This is a genomic window from Nocardioides sp. WJ219, from assembly GCF_058559815.1.
On the sequence record NZ_JBZUJV010000011.1, the window covers coordinates 1 to 21,003 of the forward strand.

Consider the following 21,003-nt stretch of genomic DNA (forward strand, 5'->3'; position numbering starts at 1 on the left):
GCGGCTACTAGAGACTCGACTGCAGGATCGGGGTCTGGCCAGACTGCGGTCTAGGTGACTGGCTGGGTGGCTCTCTGTGCGGCTGCCCACCGGGTGTTGGTGTGGCTCTTCCATGGTCTGCGACCGGCTGGTCACCGTGGTCTGGTGTGGCTCGAGAAGGGACTGCTCTGCTCGTAGTAGCGCTGCCCACCCGACCGTCCTCAGGCCCCGTTTCGGGGCGCGGTCCGTTTCGGGAGGTGGGTGTTGAGCAGCAAGCAGCAGGTGGTTATCGGGGTCGATCCGCACAAGTTGTCGGCCACGATCGAGGTCGTCAATACGGTCGGGGTCAAGCTCGGCGAGGGTCGGTTCGCCACCGACAAGGCGGGGTTCGCCGCGATGTGGGGTTACGTCAATCGTCTCGAGTCCGACCGGGCGCGGCGGGTGTGGGCGGTCGAGGGCGCGAATGGGGCGGGCCGGTCGGTGGCGCAGCGGCTGCTTGCTGCTGGCGAGCGGGTGGTCGATGTGCCGGCCAAGCTGGCGGCTCGGGTCCGGTTGTTCGACACCGGTCACAACCGCAAGACCGACGCCCTGGACGCTCATTCGATCGCGATGGTCGCGGTCAGCTCTGAGCACCGCGACGGGCTGCGGGAACTATGCGAGGACGGTGAGCTCGAGGCGATCCGAATGTTATGCGACCGCCGCGACGAGCTGTCGCGTCAACGGGTCCAGACGGTCAACCGGATCCACCGGCTGCTGGCCGAGCTGGTGCCGGGAACGAAGAAGAAGGACCTCTCCGCCCAGCAGGCCAAGGCGATCCTGGCGACCGTGCGTCCGCGCGACATCGCCAGCAAGACCCGCCGGCGGATGGTCGTCGAGCTGATCGATGACCTGGTTCGCCTCGACCGGCGGCTCAAGGCCATGAAAGCCGACCAAGCCGCCGCAGTGCGCGAACGCGGCTCGAGCCTGCTCGACCTGTACGGCATCGGCCCGGCAGGTGCAGCCCGGATCCTGGCCGACGTCGGCGACGTGAGGCGGTTCGCTGACAGGAACCGGTTCGCGTCGTGGACTGGCACCGCACCACTCGACGCCTCCTCCGGTGAGCAGATCCGCCACCGACTCTCACGGGCCGGGAACCGGCGGATGAACCACGTCATCTACCTCGCTGCGGTCGTGCAGATCCGCAACGACACCCCCGGCCGGGACTACTACCGACGCAAGCTCGCCGCCGGCAAGACCCCACTCGAAGCACTGCGATGCCTCAAGCGCCGCATCAGCGACGCCATCTACCGCCAACTGCTCGCCGACGCCCGACGCGACGCCGAGCCGGCTGCTGCCACGGACCATGTCGATGACCAAGCTGGGTCCAAAGAGGCCGACGGGCCAGCGGATGGCGCGGGCCCGGGAGGGCACTGCGGGGCGACTCAAGAATCCAGCGCGACCGACCTGACCCCGCACATCGGCACTTCGGATAAGCCACTCCACGGACCCGCAGAACCGACGCTACAACCGCCTGCTGCGCAACCGGAAGAGCTCAGGAACCAGGCCCTACAACGCGTCCCTTGACACAGAAGGGAGCCATGGTCGGGCGTACACGCCACCCGGTGGCTGAGGGCGGCGTTGAACGCGGAGGCGAAGTCGCCCTGCGGTCGCTCAGTTCGTGGGTGGTGCCGTTGTGGCAGCAGGAGGGCCTGGGGCGTTGGCGATATTGACGTAGAGGGCAGGCTCATCAGTGAGGCAGGGTCCGTCGGTGATTCGTTGACCGTCTACACGGAGGGCCTGGAGCGTGAGTGCGTCGCCAGCAGTTGCGACGACTCGTTGATCGGTGAAGGTCTCCAGAACCGTCGGGGGGCCGGCGCTGTCTCTGAGCTGAGTGGGCCAGCCCCAGATCAGCCACTGTCGGCGGTCGCCGTTGACGATGAACGTGCACCCGTCTGGCGTGACTTCAAGCGTGCCTGACGCCTCGACACTCGTGGCACGAGGCGGGGCGCTCATGGTGGTGGTCAGGCGCGGCCCGGCGCCGTCACCGGTGTCGAAGGCTCCCACGATGGTCTCGCCGTCCTGGGCGTAGACGGGTACGCGTTGGGGGTTCATGTTGGTTTGCCACTCGCCCGCTTCGGCCGGCGTCGCCGGTCCTGGCCCGCCGTCCAGGTCGGCGCCGAGTGCGAACCCGCTTCCGTTGACGACAGCAACGCTGACCAGGTCTGGGGAGCCGTTCTCGTTCATCTGGCCATACGTCTGCCCGGCAGGGTTCGTCCGCCACGTGGTTGTCGCCGTGCGGACGTAGGAGGCAACCAGCCGCCATTTGTCGTCAGGGGCAGCCTTGATGGTCACACCCGTATGTCTCTCGTCGAGGCCTACCACGTATCGAAACTCAAGAGGCATGGGCTTGGCGCGCTCGTTCTCGCGGGCGTCCTTGGCGTTGCAGACAGCCGAGGCGCCGTCGGGATAGACGAAACGGCCCGCTGAGAGACATTGCAACGACAGGGCCACGCCTGTGGCCCCTTCTGGAGGCGGTCCGAGCTCCACCGTCACGGTGCCGACTCCTTCGACGGTGATGGCATCGGCGAGCTCGGTCACCTCGGTGAACCCCGGCTGCCGGCCGTCCTCCACCCCGATCGTCTCCGCGGACTCAGGCGTGGACGGGACCGACGTGGACGGGTCGAGCCCCGAGCTGTCCGCCTCACCGCCGTTGGTGAGGAGGGGGACGGCCACTCCGGCAACGACGAGGCCCGCGACGGCCGCAACCGCTGCGTTGCGGCGTCGCCGACGTACCCGGGCGCGGACTTGGCTGAACCGGTCGAGAGGCTGCGGGAGGTGCGGGGGCAGCGCGCGGAGCTCATCAGTCAGACGGCTGGGGTTCATCGGTGTTCCTTGTCGAGCTCAGCGGGCGCCTCAAGCACGTCGCGCAGCTTGGCCAGTCCTTTGGCGCATTGGCTCTTCACGGTTCCGGGAGAGGTGCCCATCGCTTCGGCGACCGCATCGACGGAGAGGTCGTCGAAGAACCGCAGGACGACGGCCTGGCGTTGCCTGATCGGCAGCCCCGCCAACGCGGCGCCGAGAACGAGGCGGTCCTCGCTTTGCCGTGGCCAGGACGACGTGCTCCCAGGCGGCTCGTAGATCGCCGGGTCCGGCGCGGGTTGTTCCCGGGTCCAGAGTCGCTTACGCCAGCTCAGGTTCGTGCGCACCATGACTCTGCGCACGTAGGCGTCAGGCTGACCGGTCGAGATCCGATTCCAATGAGGCCACGTTCTAGCCAGGGCGGTCTGGAGGAGATCCTCAGCGGAGGCAGCATCGCCAGTGAGCATCCACGCTGTGCGGAGCAGCGCAGGCGAACGTGCCTGTACGAACTCACGGAACCCGTCCGGCTCCCCACCCATGGCCCACCTCCACTACGGCTTACAGGGCTATCAACCGTTTAGACCCCCAGCCTGGTTGCACGACGCCACGACTGGTCGGCCCCCGCGGTCGGGCAACCGACAGCAGCCAGCCAGCCAGCAGGCGCTCGGACGCATGCCCTCAGCGCGGCATGGTCGGGCGGAGCCCGCAACGCGGCATGGTCGGGCGGCAGTTCATGTGGCTGCCTGCGACGATGCGCGCGTGACCAGTGACTCCCCAGACCAGGTTGTATGGGTCTTCCACGGCGACGGAGCCCGCCACGCCCGCGGGGTCTTCGTAAGCGAGGAACAAGCGATGGAGTGGATTGCGCGGCATCGACTCACAGGTCTTCTGACCGAGTACCCACTAGGCGTCGGAGCCTATGACGATGCCGTGGAGCGAGGGTTGTTCAAGCCCAGCCGGGGCCATCACGGCACGTCAGAGCACTTCGGTCAGTTCTCACCCGGGCGGACGCGGCAACCTTCACGTGTTTGAGGGTCACGAGGGCTCCCCCAAGGATTGAAGGCACCGCCCGACTCTCGGCACGACCGCGCAACTGACGGCAGGGCCGGGTGGCTAACTCAGCCCATCGGCGTCAAGGGTGACTTGGGCTTGGGTGCCGTCGGTACCGCAATCCGGCCCGTTTGGGTATGAGGCTTCCACGGCGACGGTTGCAGCCGCGATGTTGACAACTTCGCCCGCCTGTCGGTACTGGCCACTGACCTCGACAGTCCCTACAGGCAGTGCGAGCTCGACGAATCCGAGCTGCGTGCCATCGGTTGTCGACTCGGCTGCGCAGTTCGCTTCAGGTCCGGACCCGGTGCAGTCCCCGGGGTCGGCTGAGGTCCCTGGCATCAGCGAGACGCGATGACTCGAGCATCGGTCGTCCTCGCAAACGTCGAGTTCCAGGCTCCGAACGGGAGCAACAGCGGAGGCGACTGTGACGCCCAGCCCATGCACGCCGCCGATCAGGGTGCAATTGCCACCAGCACTTGACGCGTCGTCCGAACACCCTGCCAGCAACAGCACAGCTAGGGCTACCAGCACGCCGCCGCCGCTGCTGCTTCGCATGATGCGAGGGTAGGCGGCCGCGTCGCTGCGGTTCGATCGGCGCGCCCGACTCTCTGCACAAGCGCCCTAAGCGCGGCAAAGTCGGGCGCAGCACGACACGATGACTAGTCCTGCGTTGCGAAGTTCTCTTCGTCGTCCCGCCACAACTCCCTCTCGATTGGCGGCACCTGGTGCCCGGCCGCACGATGCTCGGCGAGATGGTCAACTAACGCTTGAGTTGAGTCGTAGTCCCAGTCGTCGCGAAGCGAGCAACCGCAGCACACCAACTTCGCGCCTCGGCCGCCGTCTCGCTGCCCGCGCGATGGGGCGCCGTCCTGGGTCGGAAAGATGTAGACGTCCGAGTGGTCGCTGATGCGGGCGTAGGCCATGTCGCGAGTATGCATATCGGCCGTGGGAACGGCGCGCCCGACCATCGGCCCGACAGCGCACCGCGTCGGCATGATCGGGCGGAGCCCGCTCCCCGGCATGGTCGGGCGGTTCGTGGTGCTAGAACCGGGGCATGGACGTTACCGACGAAGTCTGGAACAAGGCAGCCTCGGCGGGCGGTGGCCCCGACCCACGACACGGCGACGTCGCGTTAGCGTCGGTGCTCGGGCTCCACAGCCTGGCGATGAGCGGCGGACTTCTAGACGCCGTGGAGCGAGCGACTCCTGCTGACCTTGACGCAACCGAGGCGGGCTTCCGGTGGCTAGGACTCTCGGCGGCTGCGGAGGTTATCGCGATGGTGCGCCGCGACATCGAGGCTGACGCTCTGGACGACGACAAGCGTGCACAGACACTGGAAAGGCGCGCCGACGACGACTACGGGCTGGTCGTGCCCACAGACCAAACGCTTGTTGCTGCATTCCTAGTGCGCTTCGCCGAGAAGCCCGACTCCTTCGCTCCGGCGTAAGAGCAGGCGCCCGACTCTCGGCACGACCGCGCATAGAACGGCACCAGGGGGTGGCTCAGACACTCCCGAAGCGAAGCAGCAGGTCGGCGGCTTCGGACCACTCCTCGAGTGACTGCGGTGGCGGCAACTCAATTGCACCGATACCCGCTACCCCGGCGAGCTCGTCCATCAACGTTGAGAGATCCCTTGAGGCTTGATGCGTGATCGCCGGATCGCTCCACGGATCATCGAGGCTGAGGCCGAGCACGAGATCGCCCTCGTTCGTCAGGGTCACGATCGCTGCCTGGAAGCTTCCAGACCGCAGGTACAGAGAGAACGTCGAGCCACTGGTCCCGTCGCGTGAGAGCTCGGCCATGGCCTCGGTGTCACCGGGTTGCGGCTTCTCGTCGATGAACGCCCGCATGAACGCGCCGAAGCGCGGGTCGCCTGGATCGGCGCGATCCACGTACCGATCGACGAACTGGGAGATCGTCCTCGGACGGTCCGGCGACCGGACCCAGACGTAGATGTCGAGGCATGGGGGCACGCCGGAACGGTATCCCCGGCGCTCGGCCTCACATCGGCATTAGCCGGCGGACCGGGTCCCAGCGGGTTGCGGGGGGAGGGGCTCTCATTCGCGGGGTGATGTTGATGCGAGTTGGTGAGGTCTGACGCGGACCCGAGGACTCGGCGGAGATTTGAGCCGTGACCCGTTTATGTCACGTAAACGCCAGCGCAAGCAGCCCATTCTGAGCAAACCTGGACAAGACATTTCAATGATCTAACCCGTCGCGCGCCCGTGAATGCGCAGGTCAGGGCACACATCCTCAAAATCCGTCCAACTATGGAGTCTGGCAAGAAGCATGCGCTGGAGGCCCAGAGGTCGCAGGTTCAAATCCTGCCCCCGCTACAAGAAAGTGGCGCCTGACCTGCGGAAACGCAGGACAGGGGCCACTTTGCTCTTCGCTCACATCGCCCGGTGTCGCGTCGACGCCCCCGCTGGCGGATGCCTCACCCCAGTCGCTCGTAGACCAGAGCGCCACCGGGGCCCTCGAGGACCAGCTCGTCGCCGCTGACGTCGACGCTGGTGATCTCGCCGAGCATGGAGAGGTAGGTCGATTCCTGCAGGTCGAAGGGTGCGGGGCAGGCCATCAGGGTCGATCGGATCCCGTCGCCGGTGACTCCGTCGTCTTGCGACCAGCCTGCGCCGAACATGTTGCACGGCCCCTCGCCTCGGATCTCGTCGCGTTCGATCGTGATCGTCAAGCCGGGCCGAACCGGGGCGGGACTCTCGCGGAGGACCCATCGTCCGTCGTCATGCTTGTCGTTCAGTGCCGTCCAGGCGCTGGGGCCCAGGGTGGTTCCGAGGAGGACCGTCGCAGCCACTGCGAGGGCCGGCGCGCGCGGACGACGAAGCGACCGCGCTGACGGCGGGTGCGCTGTCCCGGTCGGCCGCGTGCCCATGTGGATGATCATGGACCCCGTTCCGGCGCCTGGCCAGGCTGCCGCCGGTCCCTGCGCCGCGCCGGGCGCGTTGGCCGACAGTGACAACACAACGGCCGCAGTCTTGGCCGTCGGCGTCTGGAAGGCGGGGGAGGTGTCGACCAGAATCGGGGTCCGACCACCGACTGGGAGCCCCACCATGCCCGCTGTCCGATTCCCGCTCGACGGGTCCGGCCGCAGTACGTCGCGGACCGGGGCCCAGGTGGTCGCCGACTCCCTCGAGGCCGTCGACCCCGCCCTCGCCGAGGGTGCCCGGTCCAGCACGCGCTGGCGGACCGAGTACGTCGGCCACCTCGCCGCCTCGACGCGCGCCGCGGTGCGCGCCGAGGACGCCGTCACGATCGCCGAGCACGGCGCCGGGTCCGTGTGGGACCGGCTCGTCGTGGTGGACGAGGGCCGGCCCGACGTACCGCTCGGCGAGTGGGTCGACGCAGCGCCCGCCGACCGTGGACCCGCGCCCGGCACGGAGGAGCTCGTCGGCACGCAGGAGCCGGTGCGCGAGCTCGCCGTCCCCTACCGCGGGAGGACCCTGCGCGGTGCGCAGCTGGAGGAGCAGCTCGACGCGTGGGCCGCACGCGGCGTCGTGGAGCCGGGCTTCGTGGCCGCGGTCCGCACCGTCCTCGCCCACCCGGAGTGGCTGGCGCTGCCGGGCCACCGGGTCGTCCTGCTCGGAGCCGGGGCCGCCATGGGGCCGCTCGAGCAGCTGACCGCCTGGGGGGCAGACGTCGTCGCGGTCGACCTGCCGGAGCGGTCGATCTGGGACCGGATCCGGGCGACGGTCCAGGCCGGCGCGGGCACCGTGAGCGTCCCGGTCGGCGCCGACGGTGCGCCCGGGCTCGACCTGCGCGACGACCTCGGGGCGGCCCGGGCCTGGCTCCTGCGGGAGGCTGGTGGCGGGGCCGCCGTCCCCGTGCTGGTCACGACCACCTACGCCGACGGCGGCGCCCACGTCGAGGTCAACGCCGCCGGCGACGTCGTCGCCCACGACCTCGTGGACGCTCGACCAGAGGCGGTCCTCGGCTACCTGAACACGCCCACCGACAGCTTCCTCGTGCCGGCCGACGTGGTGCGGCACGCGCGCGAGCGGCGAGAGCAGCGCCGGTGGAACGGGCCGGTCCACCGTGTCGCGCGCACGGTGTCGGCCGGCCGCGCCTTCCGGGTCCAGTACGCCGACACGCTGGTCGACGACCAGGGCACCGAGTGGGGGATCACCGACACCCTGGTCGACGTGCAGGGCCCCAACTACGCGCTGGCCAAGCGGCTCCAGCGGTGGCGGGCCGTGCTGCACCACGAGGCCGGCGGCCGGGTCTCGAGCACCGTCGCGCCGGCGTCCTGGACCCGCTCGGTCACCAAGAACAAGGTCCTGGCGGCGACGTACGCCGGCGCCGCGCCGTTCGGCGTCGAGATCTTCGACCCCGCCACGAGCCGCGCGCTGATGGCCGCCAAGCTCGTCGCCGACGTCCACCGCGACCTGCCTGGCCCCGGCACCCACCCCGAGGCCCTGTTCGGCGACGCCGCCCACGGCGGACTGTGGCGCCAGCCCTTCGAGCCGCGCAGCGCGCTGCCGGTCGCCGCGCTCCTGGGCGCACCCAGGTCGCTGCTGCGCCCGCGCGGCAGGTCGTGAGGGGGCGACGGTGCGCGACCTGAGTCCCCGCCCCGGCGACCTCGACCCGATCGAGACCGCGTCGATCGACGAGCTCCGCGCCCTGCAGACCGAGCGCCTGCGCTGGTCGGTGCGGCACGCCTACGACCACGTCCCGCACTACCGCGCGGCGTTCGACGCGGCCGGCGTCCACCCCGACGACGTCCGCGAGCTGGCCGACCTGGCGCGGCTGCCGTTCACCACCAAGTCCGACCTGCGCGACCACTACCCGTTCGGCATGTTCGCGGTCCCGCGCGAGCAGGTCGCCCGCCTGCACGCGTCGTCCGGCACCACCGGCAAGCCCACCGTGGTCGGCTACACCCGCGACGACCTCGAGGTCTGGGCCGACGTCGTCGCGCGCAGCATCCGCGCGGCGGGTGGCCGTGCCGGGGACCTCCTGCACAACGCCTACGGCTACGGGTTGTTCACCGGCGGGCTCGGCGCGCACGCCGGGGCCGAGCGGCTGGGGTGCACCGTCGTCCCGGTCTCCGGCGGCATGACCGAGCGGCAGGTGCAGCTGATCTCCGACTTCCGGCCCGCCCTCATCATGGTCACGCCGTCCTACATGCTCTCGGTCATCGACGAGATGGAGCGCCAGGGCATCGACCCGCGCTCCACCTCGCTCGAGGTCGGCATCTTCGGCGCCGAGCCGTGGACCAACGACATGCGCCGCGAGATGGAGGAGCGGCTCGACATGCACGCCGTCGACATCTACGGGCTGTCGGAGGTGATCGGGCCCGGCGTCGCGAGCGAGTGCGTCGAGACCAAGGACGGGCTGCACGTCTGGGAGGACCACTTCTACCCCGAGGTCGTCGACCCGGTCACCGGCGAGGTGCTGCCCGACGGCGAGGAGGGCGAGCTGGTCCTCACCTCGCTGACCAAGCAGGCGATGCCGGTGGTCCGCTACCGCACCCGCGACCTCACCCGGTTGCTGCCGGGCACCGCGCGCACGATGCGGCGCATCGAGAAGATCACCGGTCGCACCGACGACATGATCATCCTGCGCGGGGTCAACCTCTTCCCGACCCAGATCGAGGAGCTCATCCTCGCCCCGCAGCTCAGCGCCGTGCTGTCACCGCACTTCCAGTGCCGGCTCACCCGCACCGGCACCCTCGACGCCCTCACCGTCGTCGTGGAGCACCGCGAGGGCGCGAGCGCCGAGGACGCCGCCACCGCGGGCCGCACCCTGCGCGGGCTGGTCAAGAGCTCGATCGGGGTGACCGTCGACGTCGACGTCGTCGCGCCGGCGAGCGTGGAGCGGTCGGTCGGCAAGATGCGCCGGGTCGTCGACCAGCGCCCGCCCCGCTAGGGCCGGAGCAGCTCCTCGAGCCGCACGACGGTGCTCGGCCGTCAGCGGGCGACCCGCCTCGCGACCGAGACCCCGGTCAGGTCGTGGTAGCCCCTCGCGGTGTAGGTGACCCGGACCGCGATCTTCTTGCCCCGCATGCCCCTGGTCAGGGTCAGCCTGGCCGTCGTCCTGCCGCGCAGGACCGTGCCGTCGGCGAGCCACTGGTAGCGGACCCGGGCCGCCACCGACGGCCTGGCCGCCTTCGCGGTCAGGGTCCTGCCGACCTTCGCCTTGCCGTCGACCTGCGGCTTGCCCGCGACGATCCTGCCCTTCGCGATCGCCGTGGTCGGTGCCGAGACGGTCGTCAGGTCGGAGTAGCCCGCGGCCGAGGCGGTGACCCGCAGGCTGATCCTCCTGCCCGCGAGCCCGCCCACGAGCTTCAGCCGCGTGCTCGTGGCACCCGCGATCGCCCTGCCGTCGGCCAGCCACTGGTAGCGACGCGTCACCGCAGCGGGCGCGAAGGTGCCGCCCGTGCCGATCAGGGTCGAGCCGACCTTCCTCGTCCCGGTGACGGTCGGACCCGTGGCCTCCACGATCGTGCCGGGGGCGGCGTCGGTCGAGAGGGTTCCCGCACGGAGTGAGTAGCCGTCGGTGTCGCCGTCGTCGGCCCAGATGACCTCGACCGAACCGGCGGTGGCGGTGCTGAGCGGCGCGATGGCCATGCCCTCGTTGTTGAGGTTGGGCATGCCCGCCGGACGGTTGTACGACGCCGTCACGGCGAGGTCGCCGCTCTCGTCGACCTCCAGCACGTGGTGGACCCCGCCGCAGGTGTCGTCGCACAGGGTCCACAGCTGCTGCCGGTCGGCGTCGTAGGCGACGTCCATCGCGAACGGGAAGCCCGACGACTCGACCTTGACCTCGACCGGCGCGGAACCGGTCGCCAGGGAGAAGAAGTGCACGTCGCCGGTGCCCTCGACAGCGGCCGCGAACAACCCGGGGGTCGGCTGGTCGGCGGCCGAGTACGCCGTACCGCCGACCTTCCAGTCCGAGTCGACCAGGAAGGAGTCGGGGACGTGGGCGATGCCCTCGAGGCCGAGGTTGGAGCCGGTCGGGACGAACGAGTGGACGTCCCACTGGTGGGTCGCCGCGAGCTCGCCCGTCGATGCGGTCACGGTGCTGACGTCGTAGCGGAGCACGACGTTCTGCGAGCCGCTCTTGTTGCGCTCGTTGTCCCGCTCGGAGGTGATGTAGAGCGCGCCGTCGGGGCCGACCGTCACGCCCTCGGAGTCCGGTTGACCGTCGCCGTCGGCGAAGGCAAGCGGGACGCCTCCCTCCCAGGCAGCGTCGTGGCTGTCGTAGGTGCCGGCCTCGGTCTTGCTGAGCTTGAAGAGGCGGCCCTTGTTCATGATCGCCCAGAGGACGTCACCGTCCTCGGCGAAGGTCACGCCGGAGACGTCGCCCTCGCCGTTGGTGCCGCCCTGCGGGGAGTCGACGTCGGTGAACAGGTCGGCGCCGGCGTCGGCGACGGTCACCTCGGTGCCGCCGGGCCAGGGCTCGGCCGGCAGGGTGGGGCAGAGGTTGGCCGCACCCCAGGTGGCCGACGGCGTCTCGACGTAGGACACCTGGCCGAAGGCCTCGCACCGGCTGTAGGACGCGACGCCGGACTCCGTCCAGGAGTGGCCGAGGAACGAGGCGCCGTCGCTGGGTCGCGTCACGGTCAGCGAGTCCACGGCGCCCAGGCCGGTGATGCCCTCGGCGAGGAAGTAGCCGCCCGCGGCGAGCGTGGTGCTCTCCGGCACGGTGAGGACGACGGTGCCCGCGGCGTTGGTGAGGGTCCAGCCGGAGATGTCGACGACGGCGGTGCCGGTGTTGAGCAGCTCCGCCTTGCCGGCGACGTCGGAGACCTCGTTGAGCACCACTCCGGTGACCAGCGGGGTGCTGAGCCGGTGCTTGGTCGCGCACGAGGCGGTGTTGTCCTGCCCGAGGCTGTGCGCCCGGACGCGCCAGAGGTCGTCCGAGCCGTCGGGGCAGGCGGCGAAGGACTTCGCACCGGTGTTGGCTGCCGTGGTGTCGGAGAACCCGGCGTCCCCGTCGCCGTACGACGCCTCGTCGACCAGCTGGCGCTCGGCCGCGGTCGCGCCCGGTCCGTAGACCTTGACCGCGTCACCCTCGCCCGACAGGCCCTTCTTCGACGAGAACGCGACGTAGCCACCCGCCGGCACGCTCATCGTGCTTGCGGGCGCGAGGGCCGTCCCGTTCCACACCAGGAGGTCGGCGAGCGTCAACGCCGATGCGCCGCTCGCGGCGCCGCTGTCGGTCTGCCACCAGCCCTCGATGCTGACCGCCGTGGACCCGGTGTTGACGAGCTCGACCGCATCGGCGATGGGCGTGCCCTCCTGCCCGGCGTTGAGCGAGGACATCTCGTTGACCTCGATGTTGCCCCAGTTGGGGTCGAGCGGCGGGGGCGGCGGGGGTGCGTCGCAGTTGTTCGCCGCGCCCTTGGTGGGGATCGTCACCTGGAAGCCACCCGTGCCGTCCGGGCAGCGACCCCACGCGCTCGCGTGGGTGTCGGCCGGCCACGTGGTGTGGTCGGCCCGCGTCACGCGGTCGGGGAGGTAGAGGTTGGCCTGGTCGCCCTTGCCGAGGCCCGCCGCGGTGTAGTCGATGGCGACGAAGCCGCCGGGAGCGAGCGTCGTGCCGGAAGGCAGCGCCTGCAGGTGGGTCGGGTCGGCCGTGCCGGCGTCGTCGCTGAGCAACCAGCCCGAGACGTCGACCGGCGACTGGCCGATGTTCGTCAGCTCGACCCAGTCCGACGGGTCGGAGCTGGCCTCGTTGATCTTGATGTCAGCGGCGCCGGGCGTGAGCGGGCACGCGTTCGCAGCGCCGGGAGTGACGGCGGTCGTCTTGACGAAGGCACCCGTGCCGTTGGCGCACCGGCCGTGCGAGGGCGTGGCGTGCGCGGCGGTCGCGGCGTAGCTGTAGCCGTCGACGACCGTGGTGCCGTCGGCCTCGAAGATGGTGATGCCGTCGCCCGAACCCAGGCCGAAGTGGCCCACGAACGCCGCGTCGTCGGGGTTGAACGTGAAGTACTCACCGGGGTCCAGCACCGTGCCAGCCGGAGCGAACGTGATGTGGGCGTGGGTCGGGTCGGTGTCCACTGCTTGCCACCCGGAGATGTCTGCCGGCACGACACCCACGTTGAGGAGCTCGACCATGTCGGGGTTCGGGTTCGAGGCGACCTCGTTCAGCACGACCTCAGGCTGAGGGCAGTCGTTGGCCTGCCCCGGCGTCGCCGCGGCCTGCACCACCATCCCGTTCACGTCCTCGCACAAGCCGTGGGACGGCTGGGCGTGGGTGCCGGTGGGCCACGTGTACGAGTCGACCGGGGTGCCGCTCGAGGCGATGGTGACCGCGTCGCCCCTGCCGAGTCCGGGTCCGCCGACCGAGGCCATCGTGAACGAGTAGAGGTCTCCGGGCTGCAGGATCGTCGACGCCTGGACGATGGCGAACGGCGCGGACGCCGCGTCGGCGACGGTCAGGCCGGCGATGTCGACGGGCTCCGCACCGGTGTTGACCAGCTCGACGAAGTCGTCCGGTTCGGAGCTGACCTCGTTGATCCGGATGTCGGAGACGGCGGCCTCGGCCGGCGCCGCGGAGAGCACCATCGGCGCGGTGACCGCTCCCAGGAGCGCGGCGAGCAGGCCGGAGGTTCTGCGGTGTGGGCGCACGGAGGCATTCCTCGAGGAGTCGTGCCGGGGCCCGGTCCCGCGGCGCATTGGTGAGAACCACTACATCCTTCGGCGTCCAGGAGAACGCGAGGACAACGTGGCGCCAACGCGGAGGTACGACCAGGCATCCCTCCCGGGGGCCACGCGCGCCTAGGGCCAGGTCTTGGCCACCAGCGTCAGCACGTCGTACGTCGCCACCGGCTCGCCGTCGGCGTTGGTGACCACGGCGTCCCAGCGCACCTCGCCGTAGTCGGCGGAGGCGCGCGGGGTGATCTGCTTGACGGTGAGGGTGACGGCGATGGTGTCGTCGGCCTTGACGGGGGTGAGGAAGCGCAGGTCGTCGACGCCGAAGTTGGCCAGCACCGGGCCCGGGGCGGGGTCGACGAACAGGCCGGCAGCCAGCGAGACGACCAGGTAGCCGTGGGCGACGATGCCGCCGAAGAGCGGGTTGGCGGCCGCGGCCTCGGGGTCGGTGTGGGCGTAGAACGTGTCGCCGGTGAACTCGGCGAAGTGGTCGATGTCGGCAAGTGTGACCTGCCGCTCCGCGGAGCGGATCGTGTCGCCGATGCGCAGGTCGGCCAGGCTCTTGCGGAACGGGTGGAGGCCGTCGCCGTCCGATGGCAGCGCGCGCTGCGCACCGGTGGTCCAGCGGCTGGTGACGGCAGTGATCACGTCGGGGGAGCCCTGGACGGCGGTGCGCTGCATGTGGTGCAGCACCCCGCGGATGCCACCGAGCTCCTCGCCGCCACCGGCGCGCCCGGGGCCGCCGTGCACGAGCACCGGGAGCGGTGAGCCGTGGCCGCCGGCCGCGGTGGCCTCGCCGGCGTCGTCGCGGTCGAGCACCAGGATCCGCCCGTGCCACGGCGCCAGGCCCAGCACGACCGTGCGGGCGACGTCGGGGTCGTGGGTGACCAGCGACCCCACCAGGCTGCCCCGCCCGCGGGCGGCCAGCGCGACCGCCTCGTCGAGGGACTCGTAGGCCAGCACCGTGCTCACCGGACCGAACGGCTCGACGTCGTGGGGCTCCACGGCGCCGGCGGAGGCGCGCAGCAGGATGGGGGAGAGGAACGCGCCCCGCTCGGCGTCTCCGCTGACCAGGTCGACGCGGTCGGGGTCACCGTGCACGAGGTCGCACGACGCGCGCAGCGACTGCACGGCCTTGCGCACCTCCTCGCGCTGGTCGAGGCTCACCAGTGCGCCCATCCGCACCCCGTCGTCGCGCGGGTCGCCGACGGTCACCTTCTCCAGGCGGGCGACGACCGCGGCGAGGACGTCGTCGACCGAGCCGCGCGGCACGATGGCGCGGCGGATGGCCGTGCACTTCTGGCCGGCCTTGACGGTCATCTCGGTGACCAGCGCCTTGACGAACAGGTCGAACTCCGGCACGTCGGGGGTGACGTCGGGGCCGAGGACCGAGCAGTTGAGCGAGTCGGCCTCGACGCCGAGCTGGACCCCGCCGTGCAGGACCTGCGGGTGGTTGCGCAGCAGCCCGGCGGTGTGGGCCGAGCCGGTGAACGCGACCAGGTCCTGCACGGTGAGCTCGTCGAGCAGGCCGTCGGGGCTGCCGGCCAGGAGCTGGACCGTGCCCTCGGGCAGCAGCCCGGAGGCGACGACGCGGCGCACGACCTCCTCGGTCAGGTACGCCGTCTGCGCCGCAGGCTTCACGATCGTCGGCATCCCGGCCAGGAAGGCGGGCGCGAGCTTCTCGAGCATCCCCCAGACCGGGAAGTTGAAGGCGTTGACCTGCACCGCGACCCCCGGCCGCGAGGTGTAGACGTGCTGACCGAGGAACGTGCCGCCGCGGCCCAGCGGCTCCGGCCGGCCGTCGAGGTAGACGGTGTCGTTGGGCAGCTCGCGGGTGCCCTTGGAGGCGTAGGAGAACACGGTGCCGATGCCGCCGTCGATGTCGACGGCCGAGTCGCGGTCGGTCGCCCCGGTCTGGTGGGAGATCGCGTAGAGGTCGTCCTTGCCGGCCAGCAGGTGCTTGGCGAGCTGCTTGAGCAGCCCCGCCCGCTCGTGGAAGGTCAGGGCGCGCAGCGCGGGCCCGCCGACCTCGCGCGCATGGCGCACCATCGCCCCGAGGTCGAGGCCGGCCGAGGAGATGCGGGCCACCTCGTCGCCGGTGGCGGCGTCGTGGACCGGCCGGCCCTCGTCGGGGGCGCGGTACCAGTGGCCGGCGGCGTAGCTCTCGAGCAGGGGAGAGGTCATGGTCGGGACGCTGCCTTCCGCGAGGAGGTCGGGTCGGCGTCGGCCTGGCCCGACCTCTTTCTAGCACCCGGGCCACGCCCTAGAGTGACGCCGGTCACCCCACCGCACGCTCGGGTCGGTGGGGACCACCAGGAGGTATGCGTGACCGCCACCACCGCCACCCCTGCGCCGGAGCACGCCGGGGGCCCACGGCGCCGTCGTCCCGCCCAGGTCGTCATCTGGACCGTCGTCTCGGTCGTCGCCGCGGTCTGCTGGGGCGTCCTCGCCCTGGTCCGCGACGAGCAGATCTCGGCCCTCTGGCTCCTCGGCGCGGCCCTCGGCTCCTACGCCATCGGCTACCGCTTCTACTCGCGGTTCATCGCCAAGCGGGTGCTCGAGGTCGACGACACCCGGGCCACCCCGGCCGAGCGCCTCGACAACGGCGTCGACTTCGAACCCACCGACCGCCGGGTGCTGTTCGGCCACCACTTCGCCGCCATCGCCGGTGCCGGTCCGCTGGTCGGACCGGTGCTGGCCGCGCAGATGGGCTACCTGCCGGGCACGATCTGGATCATCGTCGGGGTCATCGTCGCCGGCGCGGTGCAGGACATGGTGGTGCTGTTCCTCTCGATGCGCCGCGACGGCAAGAGCCTGGGGCAGATGGCCCGCGAGGAGATCGGCCCGGTCGGCGGCGTGGCCGCGCTGGTCGGGGTGTTCTCGATCATGATCATCCTGCTCGCCGTGCTGGCGCTGGTCGTGGTCAACGCGATGGCCGACTCGCCGTGGGCGACGTTCTCGATCGCGATGACGATCCCGATCGCGTTGTTCATGGGCTTCTACCTGCGCACCATCCGGCCCGGCCGGGTGATGGAGACGACCGCGATCGGGGTCGCCCTGCTCCTCCTGGCGCTCATCGGCGGCGGCTGGGTCGAGGGGTCGTCGCTGGCCGACACCTTCACGCTCTCGCCCGAGACGCTGGTGTTCTGCCTGATCGCCTACGGCTTCGTCGCCTCGGTGCTGCCGGTGTGGATGCTGCTCACCCCGCGCGACTACCTCTCGACGTTCATGAAGATCGGCACCATCGCCCTGCTGGCGGTGGGGCTGGTGCTCGCCCGGCCGGTGCTGGGGAACAAGGCGGTCACCGACTTCGCGATCGAGGGCAACGGCCCGGTGTTCGCCGGGTCGCTGTTCCCGTTCGTGTTCATCACGATCGCCTGCGGGGCGCTGTCGGGCTTCCACGCACTGATCGCCTCGGGCACCACGCCCAAGATGATCGAGAAGGAGTCGCAGGTCCGGCTCATCGGCTACGGCGGCATGCTGGCCGAGAGCTTCGTCGCGATCAGCGCGATCATCGCCGCCTCGATCATCGACCCCGGGCTCTACTACGCCATGAACTCACCGGCCGCGCTGATGGGCGGCACCTTCGAGTCGGCGTCGGAGGCGGTCGCGGGTCTCGGGTTCGTCATCTCGCCCGACCAGCTGGCCGACGCGTCCGCGGCCGTCGAGGAGGACTCCCTGGTCTCCCGCACCGGCGGGGCTCCGACGCTCGCGGTGGGCATGTCGCAGATCTTCTCGGCGGCGTTCGGCGGCGGCCTGCAGGCGTTCTGGTACCACTTCGCGATCATGTTCGAGGCGCTGTTCATCCTCACCACCGTCGACGCCGGCACCCGGGTCGGCCGGTTCATGCTGCAGGACACCCTCGGCAACGTGCACAAGCCGTTCGCCGACGTCTCGTGGAAGCCCGGTGTCTACCTCACCAGCGCCGTCGTCGTCGGCGGCTGGGGCTACTTCCTCTACGTCGGCGTCACCGACCCCTTGGGCGGGATCAACCAGCTGTTCCCGCTGTTCGGCATCGCCAACCAGCTGCTCGCGGCCATCGCGCTGACCGTGGCCACCACGTTGCTGATCAAGCACGGCAAGCTCAGGTGGGCGTGGGTGACCGGCATCCCGCTGGCCTGGGACGTCGCGGTGACGCTGACCGCCAGCTACCAGAAGGTCTTCTCCGACGACCCCAAGCTCGGCTTCTTCGCCCAGCGCTCCCGCTTCTCCGACGCGCTCGACGACGGCGAGGTGCTGGCGCCGGCCACCGACCTCGACGGGATGCGCCAGATCGTCACCAACACCACCGTCGACGGCATCCTGGCGGCGTTCTTCGCGCTGCTGGTGATCGTGGTGATCGTCGACGCGGCCCGGGTCTGCATCCGGTCGATCCGGCACCCCGAGACGGTGACGACGACCGAGACGCCGTACGAGCGGTCCTCGTTGGTCGCACCGGCGGGCCTGGTGGCGACCAAGGAGGAGAAGCTCGCGATGGCGGGGGAGCGGGAGCCGTGAGCGTGGCGACGCTGGGCCGCTGGTGGGGTGGGCTGCGGTGGTACCTGCGCGCGGTCACCGGCGAGGAGGCCTACGACCGGTACGTCGACCACGAGCGCGCGGCGCACCCGGATGCGCCCGTGCTCGACCGGCGGGCCTTCGAGCGTCGGCGCCAGGACGAGCGGGGTGCCCGGCCGCAGCAACGCTGCTGCTGAGGCACACCGGTCTCTCGCCCTTGCGCCGGCGCCGACGGCGTGGCACCGTATAACAGACCGATCGGTCAGGAAATGCGGGAGACGACATGACGAGCACCGACGCCATCCTCGAGGCCGGCTTCGACGAGGTGATCGCGCGGCACGACCGGATCGAGCCGCGGGACTGGATGCCCGAGCACTACCGGGCCACGCTGGTGCGCCAGATCGCCCAGCACGCGCACTCCGAGATCATCGGGATGCAGCCGGAGGGCGCCTGGATCACCCGGGCGCCGTCGCTGCGGCGCAAGGCGATCCTGCTGGCCAAGGTGCAGGACGAGGCCGGCCACGGCCTCTACCTCTACTCCGCGGCCGAGACGCTCGGGGTCTCCCGGGCCGAGCTGACCGAGAAGCTGGTCACCGGGGCGCAGAAGTACTCCTCGATCTTCAACTACCCCACGCTGTCCTACGCCGACGTCGGCACGATCGGCTGGCTGGTCGACGGCGCGGCGATCTGCAACCAGGTGCCGTTGTGCCGGACGTCGTACGGGCCCTACGGGCGGGCGATGATCCGGGTCTGCAAGGAGGAGTCGTTCCACCAGCGGCAGGGCTACGAGCTGCTGATGACGATGATGCGCGGCACCGAGGAGCAGCGGGCGATGGTGCAGGAGTCGGTCGACCGGTTCTGGTGGCCGGCGCTGATGATGTTCGGCCCGCCCGACGACGACAGCCCCAACACCGCTCAGTCGATGGCGTGGGGCATCAAGCGCGACACCAACGACGAGCTGCGCCAGAAGTTCGTGGACATGTCGGTGCCGCAGGCCGAGCGGCTCGGCGTCACCTTCCCCGACCCCGACCTGCGCTGGAACGCCGAGCGCGGGCACCACGACTTCGGCCAGCCCGACTGGGAGGAGTTCAAGCAGGTGGTGCGCGGCGAGGGCCCGTGCAACGCCCAGCGGCTGGCCCACCGGCGCCGCGCGCACGACGACGGCGCCTGGGTGCGCGACGCCGCCATGGCGTTCGCGCGGCGGTCGGCCGGCGGTCTCGAGACAGGCGCTGGCGCGCCTTCCTCGACCAGCGGTGGCCGAGCATGAGCGAGTACTCCGCCGACGGCGGGCACGGCGCGGTCCCGCTCGAGGGCGTGCCGACCGGCCTCGGCGAGGCCGTCAGCGGCGAGTGGCCGCTCTACGAGGTGTTCGTGCGCGGCAAGCGCGGCCTCAACCACGTCCACGTCGGCTCGCTGCACGCGGCCGACGACGCGATGGCGGTGCGGCACGCCCGCGACGTCTACACGCGGCGCAACGAGGGCGTCTCGATCTGGGTGGTCCGCGCCGAGGCGATCACCGCCTCCAGCCCCGACGAGAAGGACCCGATGTTCGCGCCGTCCGGCGACAAGGTCTACCGCCACCCGACCTTCTACGACATCCCCGCCGATGTCCCGCACATGTAGGGGGTGGACGACATGACCGAGCACGACAGCGTCTACGACGGCCTGCTGGGTGGCGACGACTCCCACTGGGCCTTCGGCACCGACTTCGAGGACCCGCTCGCCGGTGTCGACACCACCATCCCCGAGGGCGTCGACGGCGCCGCGCTGGCGGCGTACTGCCTGATGCTCGGCGACGACGCGCTGATCTGGAGCCACCGGCTCTCGGAGTGGTGCAGCAACGCCCCCGACCTCGAGGACGACATCGCGCTGGCCAACATCGCGCTCGACCTGCTCGGCCAGGCGCGGTTGCTGCTCGCGCGGGCCGCCGCGGCCGACCCCGCCGTCGTACCGGTGCTGCCGGAGGGGTCACCGGTGCCGCCGGAGGACGCGCTGGCCTTCTTCCGCGACCAGCACCAGTTCCGCAACGTGCGGCTCGTCGAGGGCGTCAACGGCGACTTCGCCGAGACGGTCGCGCGGCTCCTGGTGCTCTCGACGTGGCGGCTCGCGCTGGCGCAGCGGCTGGTCGGGAGCCGTGACCCCGTGATCAGCGCCATCGCGGCCAAGGCGGTCAAGGAGCTGGCCTACCACCGCGACTACTCCGGCCGCTGGGTCGTCACGCTCGCGCTCGGCACCGCGGAGTCGCGCCGACGGGTGCAGGCCGGACTGGCCGCGGTCTGGCCGCTGCGGTGGGAGCTGAGCCGCACCCACGAGGTCGAGTCGACGCTGGCCGCGGTCGGCGTCGCGGTCGACCCGGCCGAGGTCGCCGACGAGGTCGACGTCGTCCTCGCCCAGGTGCTCGCGACCGCGCAGGTCGAGCGGCCGGAGGTCAAGGACGTCGGCGCCCACGGCGGGCTGACCGGTCGCGACGGCCGGCACACCGAGGTGCTCAGCCGGTTGCTCGCCGAGATGCAGTCGGTGGCTCGGGCGCACCCGAGGGGCCAGTGGTGAGCGCCGCCGCGGTGGCCAGCACCGTCACCGACCCCGAGATGCCGATGCTGACGCTGGCCGACCTCGGTGTGCTGCGGTCGGTCGTCGACGACGGCGACCGCGTGGTCGCCACGATCACGCCGACCTACTCCGGCTGCCCGGCGATGGCCACGATGCGCGACGACCTGGTGCGGGTGCTGCGCGAGGCCGGCTGGAGCGAGGTCGAGGTGCGGGTGAGCCTCACGCCGGCCTGGTCGACGGACTGGATCAGCGAGCGCGGCCGGCAGGCGCTGCGCGAGCACGGCGTCTCGGCGCCGGGCCCGGCACCGCAGGGGCCGGTGACGCTCAACCTGCTGCCCACCCGGCGGGCGGTGACCTGCCCCCGCTGCGGGTCGGGGGCCGCCGAGCTCACCTCGGAGTTCGGGTCGACGGCGTGCAAGGCGCTCTACCGCTGCACCGACTGCCTCGAGCCGTTCGACCACGTGAAGGAGATCTAGGC

Annotated in this window: 18 protein-coding genes; 11 read left to right on the forward strand and 7 right to left on the reverse strand. The window is 70.9% G+C overall.

What is annotated here, in order from left to right:
• Positions 1–243: 243 nt before the first annotated feature.
• Positions 244–1,542 carry an IS110 family RNA-guided transposase gene (locus tag AC4MBH_RS20650; protein WP_491794885.1) on the forward strand — a complete coding sequence of 433 codons (1,299 nt, stop codon included), beginning with the start codon at positions 244–246 and terminating at the stop codon, positions 1,540–1,542.
• 87 nt (positions 1,543–1,629) lie between these two features.
• Here AC4MBH_RS20650 and AC4MBH_RS20655 read toward each other — a convergent pair whose 3' ends face one another.
• Both AC4MBH_RS20655 and AC4MBH_RS20660 read right to left on the reverse strand, forming a co-directional pair.
• Positions 1,630–2,841 (reverse strand): hypothetical protein, encoded by a 1,212-nt coding sequence (locus AC4MBH_RS20655; protein WP_491797285.1) that lies wholly within the window; start codon positions 2,839–2,841, stop codon positions 1,630–1,632.
• Positions 2,838–3,356, reverse strand: coding sequence for a SigE family RNA polymerase sigma factor (locus tag AC4MBH_RS20660; RefSeq protein ID WP_491797286.1), 519 nt, complete (start codon positions 3,354–3,356; stop codon positions 2,838–2,840). Before AC4MBH_RS20660 ends, AC4MBH_RS20655 begins: the two co-directional genes overlap by 4 nt.
• A 133-nt stretch (positions 3,357–3,489) precedes the next feature.
• Here AC4MBH_RS20660 and AC4MBH_RS20665 point away from each other — a divergent pair, with 133 nt between their 5' ends.
• Complete coding sequence (locus AC4MBH_RS20665; protein ID WP_491797287.1) at positions 3,490–3,849, forward strand: DUF7710 domain-containing protein; 360 nt, start codon at positions 3,490–3,492, stop codon at positions 3,847–3,849.
• A 680-nt stretch (positions 3,850–4,529) separates the two neighbouring features.
• Here the strand turns inward: AC4MBH_RS20665 and AC4MBH_RS20670 are convergent.
• Entirely contained in the window at positions 4,530–4,793 is a 264-nt protein-coding gene (locus AC4MBH_RS20670) for a hypothetical protein (protein WP_491797288.1), read from the reverse strand.
• Positions 4,794–4,924: 131 nt separating this feature from the next.
• On the opposite strand from AC4MBH_RS20670, the gene AC4MBH_RS20675 reads away from it, so the two are divergent.
• Positions 4,925–5,317 (forward strand): hypothetical protein, encoded by a 393-nt coding sequence (locus tag AC4MBH_RS20675; protein ID WP_491797289.1) that lies wholly within the window; start codon positions 4,925–4,927, stop codon positions 5,315–5,317.
• 55 nt (positions 5,318–5,372) lie between these two features.
• Here the strand turns inward: AC4MBH_RS20675 and AC4MBH_RS20680 are convergent, their stop codons facing one another.
• Together AC4MBH_RS20680 and AC4MBH_RS20685 are read right to left on the reverse strand one after the other, a co-directional pair.
• Positions 5,373–5,843: a hypothetical protein gene (locus AC4MBH_RS20680; RefSeq protein ID WP_491797290.1), complete on the reverse strand. Its 471-nt coding sequence runs from the start codon at positions 5,841–5,843 to the stop codon at positions 5,373–5,375.
• 464 nt (positions 5,844–6,307) lie between these two features.
• Positions 6,308–6,772 (reverse strand): META domain-containing protein, encoded by a 465-nt coding sequence (locus AC4MBH_RS20685; protein WP_491797291.1) that lies wholly within the window; start codon positions 6,770–6,772, stop codon positions 6,308–6,310.
• Between the two features lie 166 nt (positions 6,773–6,938).
• Between AC4MBH_RS20685 and AC4MBH_RS20690 the strand changes: the two genes are divergently transcribed.
• Entirely contained in the window at positions 6,939–8,423 is a 1,485-nt protein-coding gene (locus tag AC4MBH_RS20690; RefSeq protein WP_491797292.1) for a hypothetical protein, read from the forward strand.
• Between the two features lie 10 nt (positions 8,424–8,433).
• On the forward strand, positions 8,434–9,750 hold the full coding sequence (gene paaK, locus AC4MBH_RS20695; protein WP_491797293.1) for a phenylacetate--CoA ligase PaaK: 1,317 nt from the start codon (positions 8,434–8,436) through the stop codon (positions 9,748–9,750).
• A gap of 41 nt (positions 9,751–9,791) precedes the next feature.
• Here paaK and AC4MBH_RS20700 read toward each other — a convergent pair whose 3' ends face one another.
• Entirely contained in the window at positions 9,792–13,457 is a 3,666-nt protein-coding gene (locus AC4MBH_RS20700; RefSeq protein WP_491797294.1) for a lamin tail domain-containing protein, read from the reverse strand.
• Positions 13,458–13,607: 150 nt separating this feature from the next.
• Positions 13,608–15,665: a phenylacetic acid degradation bifunctional protein PaaZ gene (paaZ, locus tag AC4MBH_RS20705; protein WP_491797295.1), complete on the reverse strand. Its 2,058-nt coding sequence runs from the start codon at positions 15,663–15,665 to the stop codon at positions 13,608–13,610.
• Between the two features lie 141 nt (positions 15,666–15,806).
• On the opposite strand from paaZ, the gene AC4MBH_RS20710 reads away from it, so the two are divergent.
• The 6 genes from AC4MBH_RS20710 (at position 15,807) to paaD (ending at position 21,001) form a co-directional block, all read left to right on the forward strand.
• The gene (locus AC4MBH_RS20710) at positions 15,807–17,978 is read left to right on the forward strand and encodes a carbon starvation CstA family protein (RefSeq protein WP_491797296.1); all 2,172 of its coding nucleotides are present in this window, start codon (positions 15,807–15,809) and stop codon (positions 17,976–17,978) included.
• Positions 17,975–18,172 (forward strand): YbdD/YjiX family protein, encoded by a 198-nt coding sequence (locus AC4MBH_RS20715; RefSeq protein ID WP_491797297.1) that lies wholly within the window; start codon positions 17,975–17,977, stop codon positions 18,170–18,172. Before AC4MBH_RS20710 ends, AC4MBH_RS20715 begins: the two co-directional genes overlap by 4 nt.
• Positions 18,173–18,258: 86 nt before the next feature.
• Complete coding sequence (gene paaA / locus AC4MBH_RS20720) at positions 18,259–19,242, forward strand: 1,2-phenylacetyl-CoA epoxidase subunit PaaA (protein ID WP_491797298.1); 984 nt, start codon at positions 18,259–18,261, stop codon at positions 19,240–19,242.
• A complete protein-coding gene (gene paaB, locus AC4MBH_RS20725) occupies positions 19,239–19,598 on the forward strand; it encodes a 1,2-phenylacetyl-CoA epoxidase subunit PaaB (protein WP_491797299.1) in 360 nt (119 codons plus the stop codon). The genes paaA and paaB overlap by 4 nt, the downstream gene beginning before the upstream one ends.
• A 12-nt stretch (positions 19,599–19,610) precedes the next feature.
• Complete coding sequence (paaC, locus tag AC4MBH_RS20730; protein WP_491797300.1) at positions 19,611–20,525, forward strand: 1,2-phenylacetyl-CoA epoxidase subunit PaaC; 915 nt, start codon at positions 19,611–19,613, stop codon at positions 20,523–20,525.
• On the forward strand, positions 20,522–21,001 hold the full coding sequence (paaD, locus tag AC4MBH_RS20735) for a 1,2-phenylacetyl-CoA epoxidase subunit PaaD (RefSeq protein WP_491797301.1): 480 nt from the start codon (positions 20,522–20,524) through the stop codon (positions 20,999–21,001). Before paaC ends, paaD begins: the two co-directional genes overlap by 4 nt.
• The last annotated feature ends 2 nt before the right edge of the window (positions 21,002–21,003 follow it).

What these genes read in the sequence shown, in the direction of transcription:
- AC4MBH_RS20655 (WP_491797285.1), bottom strand. Translation starts at nt 2,841, where the DNA reads ATGAACCCCAGCCGTCTGACTGATGAGCTCCGCGCGCTGCCCCCGCAC.
- AC4MBH_RS20660 (WP_491797286.1), bottom strand. Translation starts at nt 3,356, where the DNA reads ATGGGTGGGGAGCCGGACGGGTTCCGTGAGTTCGTACAGGCACGTTCG.
- AC4MBH_RS20665 (WP_491797287.1), top strand. Translation starts at nt 3,490, where the DNA reads ATGCCCTCAGCGCGGCATGGTCGGGCGGAGCCCGCAACGCGGCATGGT.
- AC4MBH_RS20670 (WP_491797288.1), bottom strand. Translation starts at nt 4,793, where the DNA reads ATGGCCTACGCCCGCATCAGCGACCACTCGGACGTCTACATCTTTCCG.
- AC4MBH_RS20675 (WP_491797289.1), top strand. Translation starts at nt 4,925, where the DNA reads ATGGACGTTACCGACGAAGTCTGGAACAAGGCAGCCTCGGCGGGCGGT.
- AC4MBH_RS20685 (WP_491797291.1), bottom strand. Translation starts at nt 6,772, where the DNA reads ATGATCATCCACATGGGCACGCGGCCGACCGGGACAGCGCACCCGCCG.
- AC4MBH_RS20690 (WP_491797292.1), top strand. Translation starts at nt 6,939, where the DNA reads ATGCCCGCTGTCCGATTCCCGCTCGACGGGTCCGGCCGCAGTACGTCG.
- paaZ (WP_491797295.1), bottom strand. Translation starts at nt 15,665, where the DNA reads ATGACCTCTCCCCTGCTCGAGAGCTACGCCGCCGGCCACTGGTACCGC.
- paaA (WP_491797298.1), top strand. Translation starts at nt 18,259, where the DNA reads ATGACGAGCACCGACGCCATCCTCGAGGCCGGCTTCGACGAGGTGATC.
- paaB (WP_491797299.1), top strand. Translation starts at nt 19,239, where the DNA reads ATGAGCGAGTACTCCGCCGACGGCGGGCACGGCGCGGTCCCGCTCGAG.
- paaC (WP_491797300.1), top strand. Translation starts at nt 19,611, where the DNA reads ATGACCGAGCACGACAGCGTCTACGACGGCCTGCTGGGTGGCGACGAC.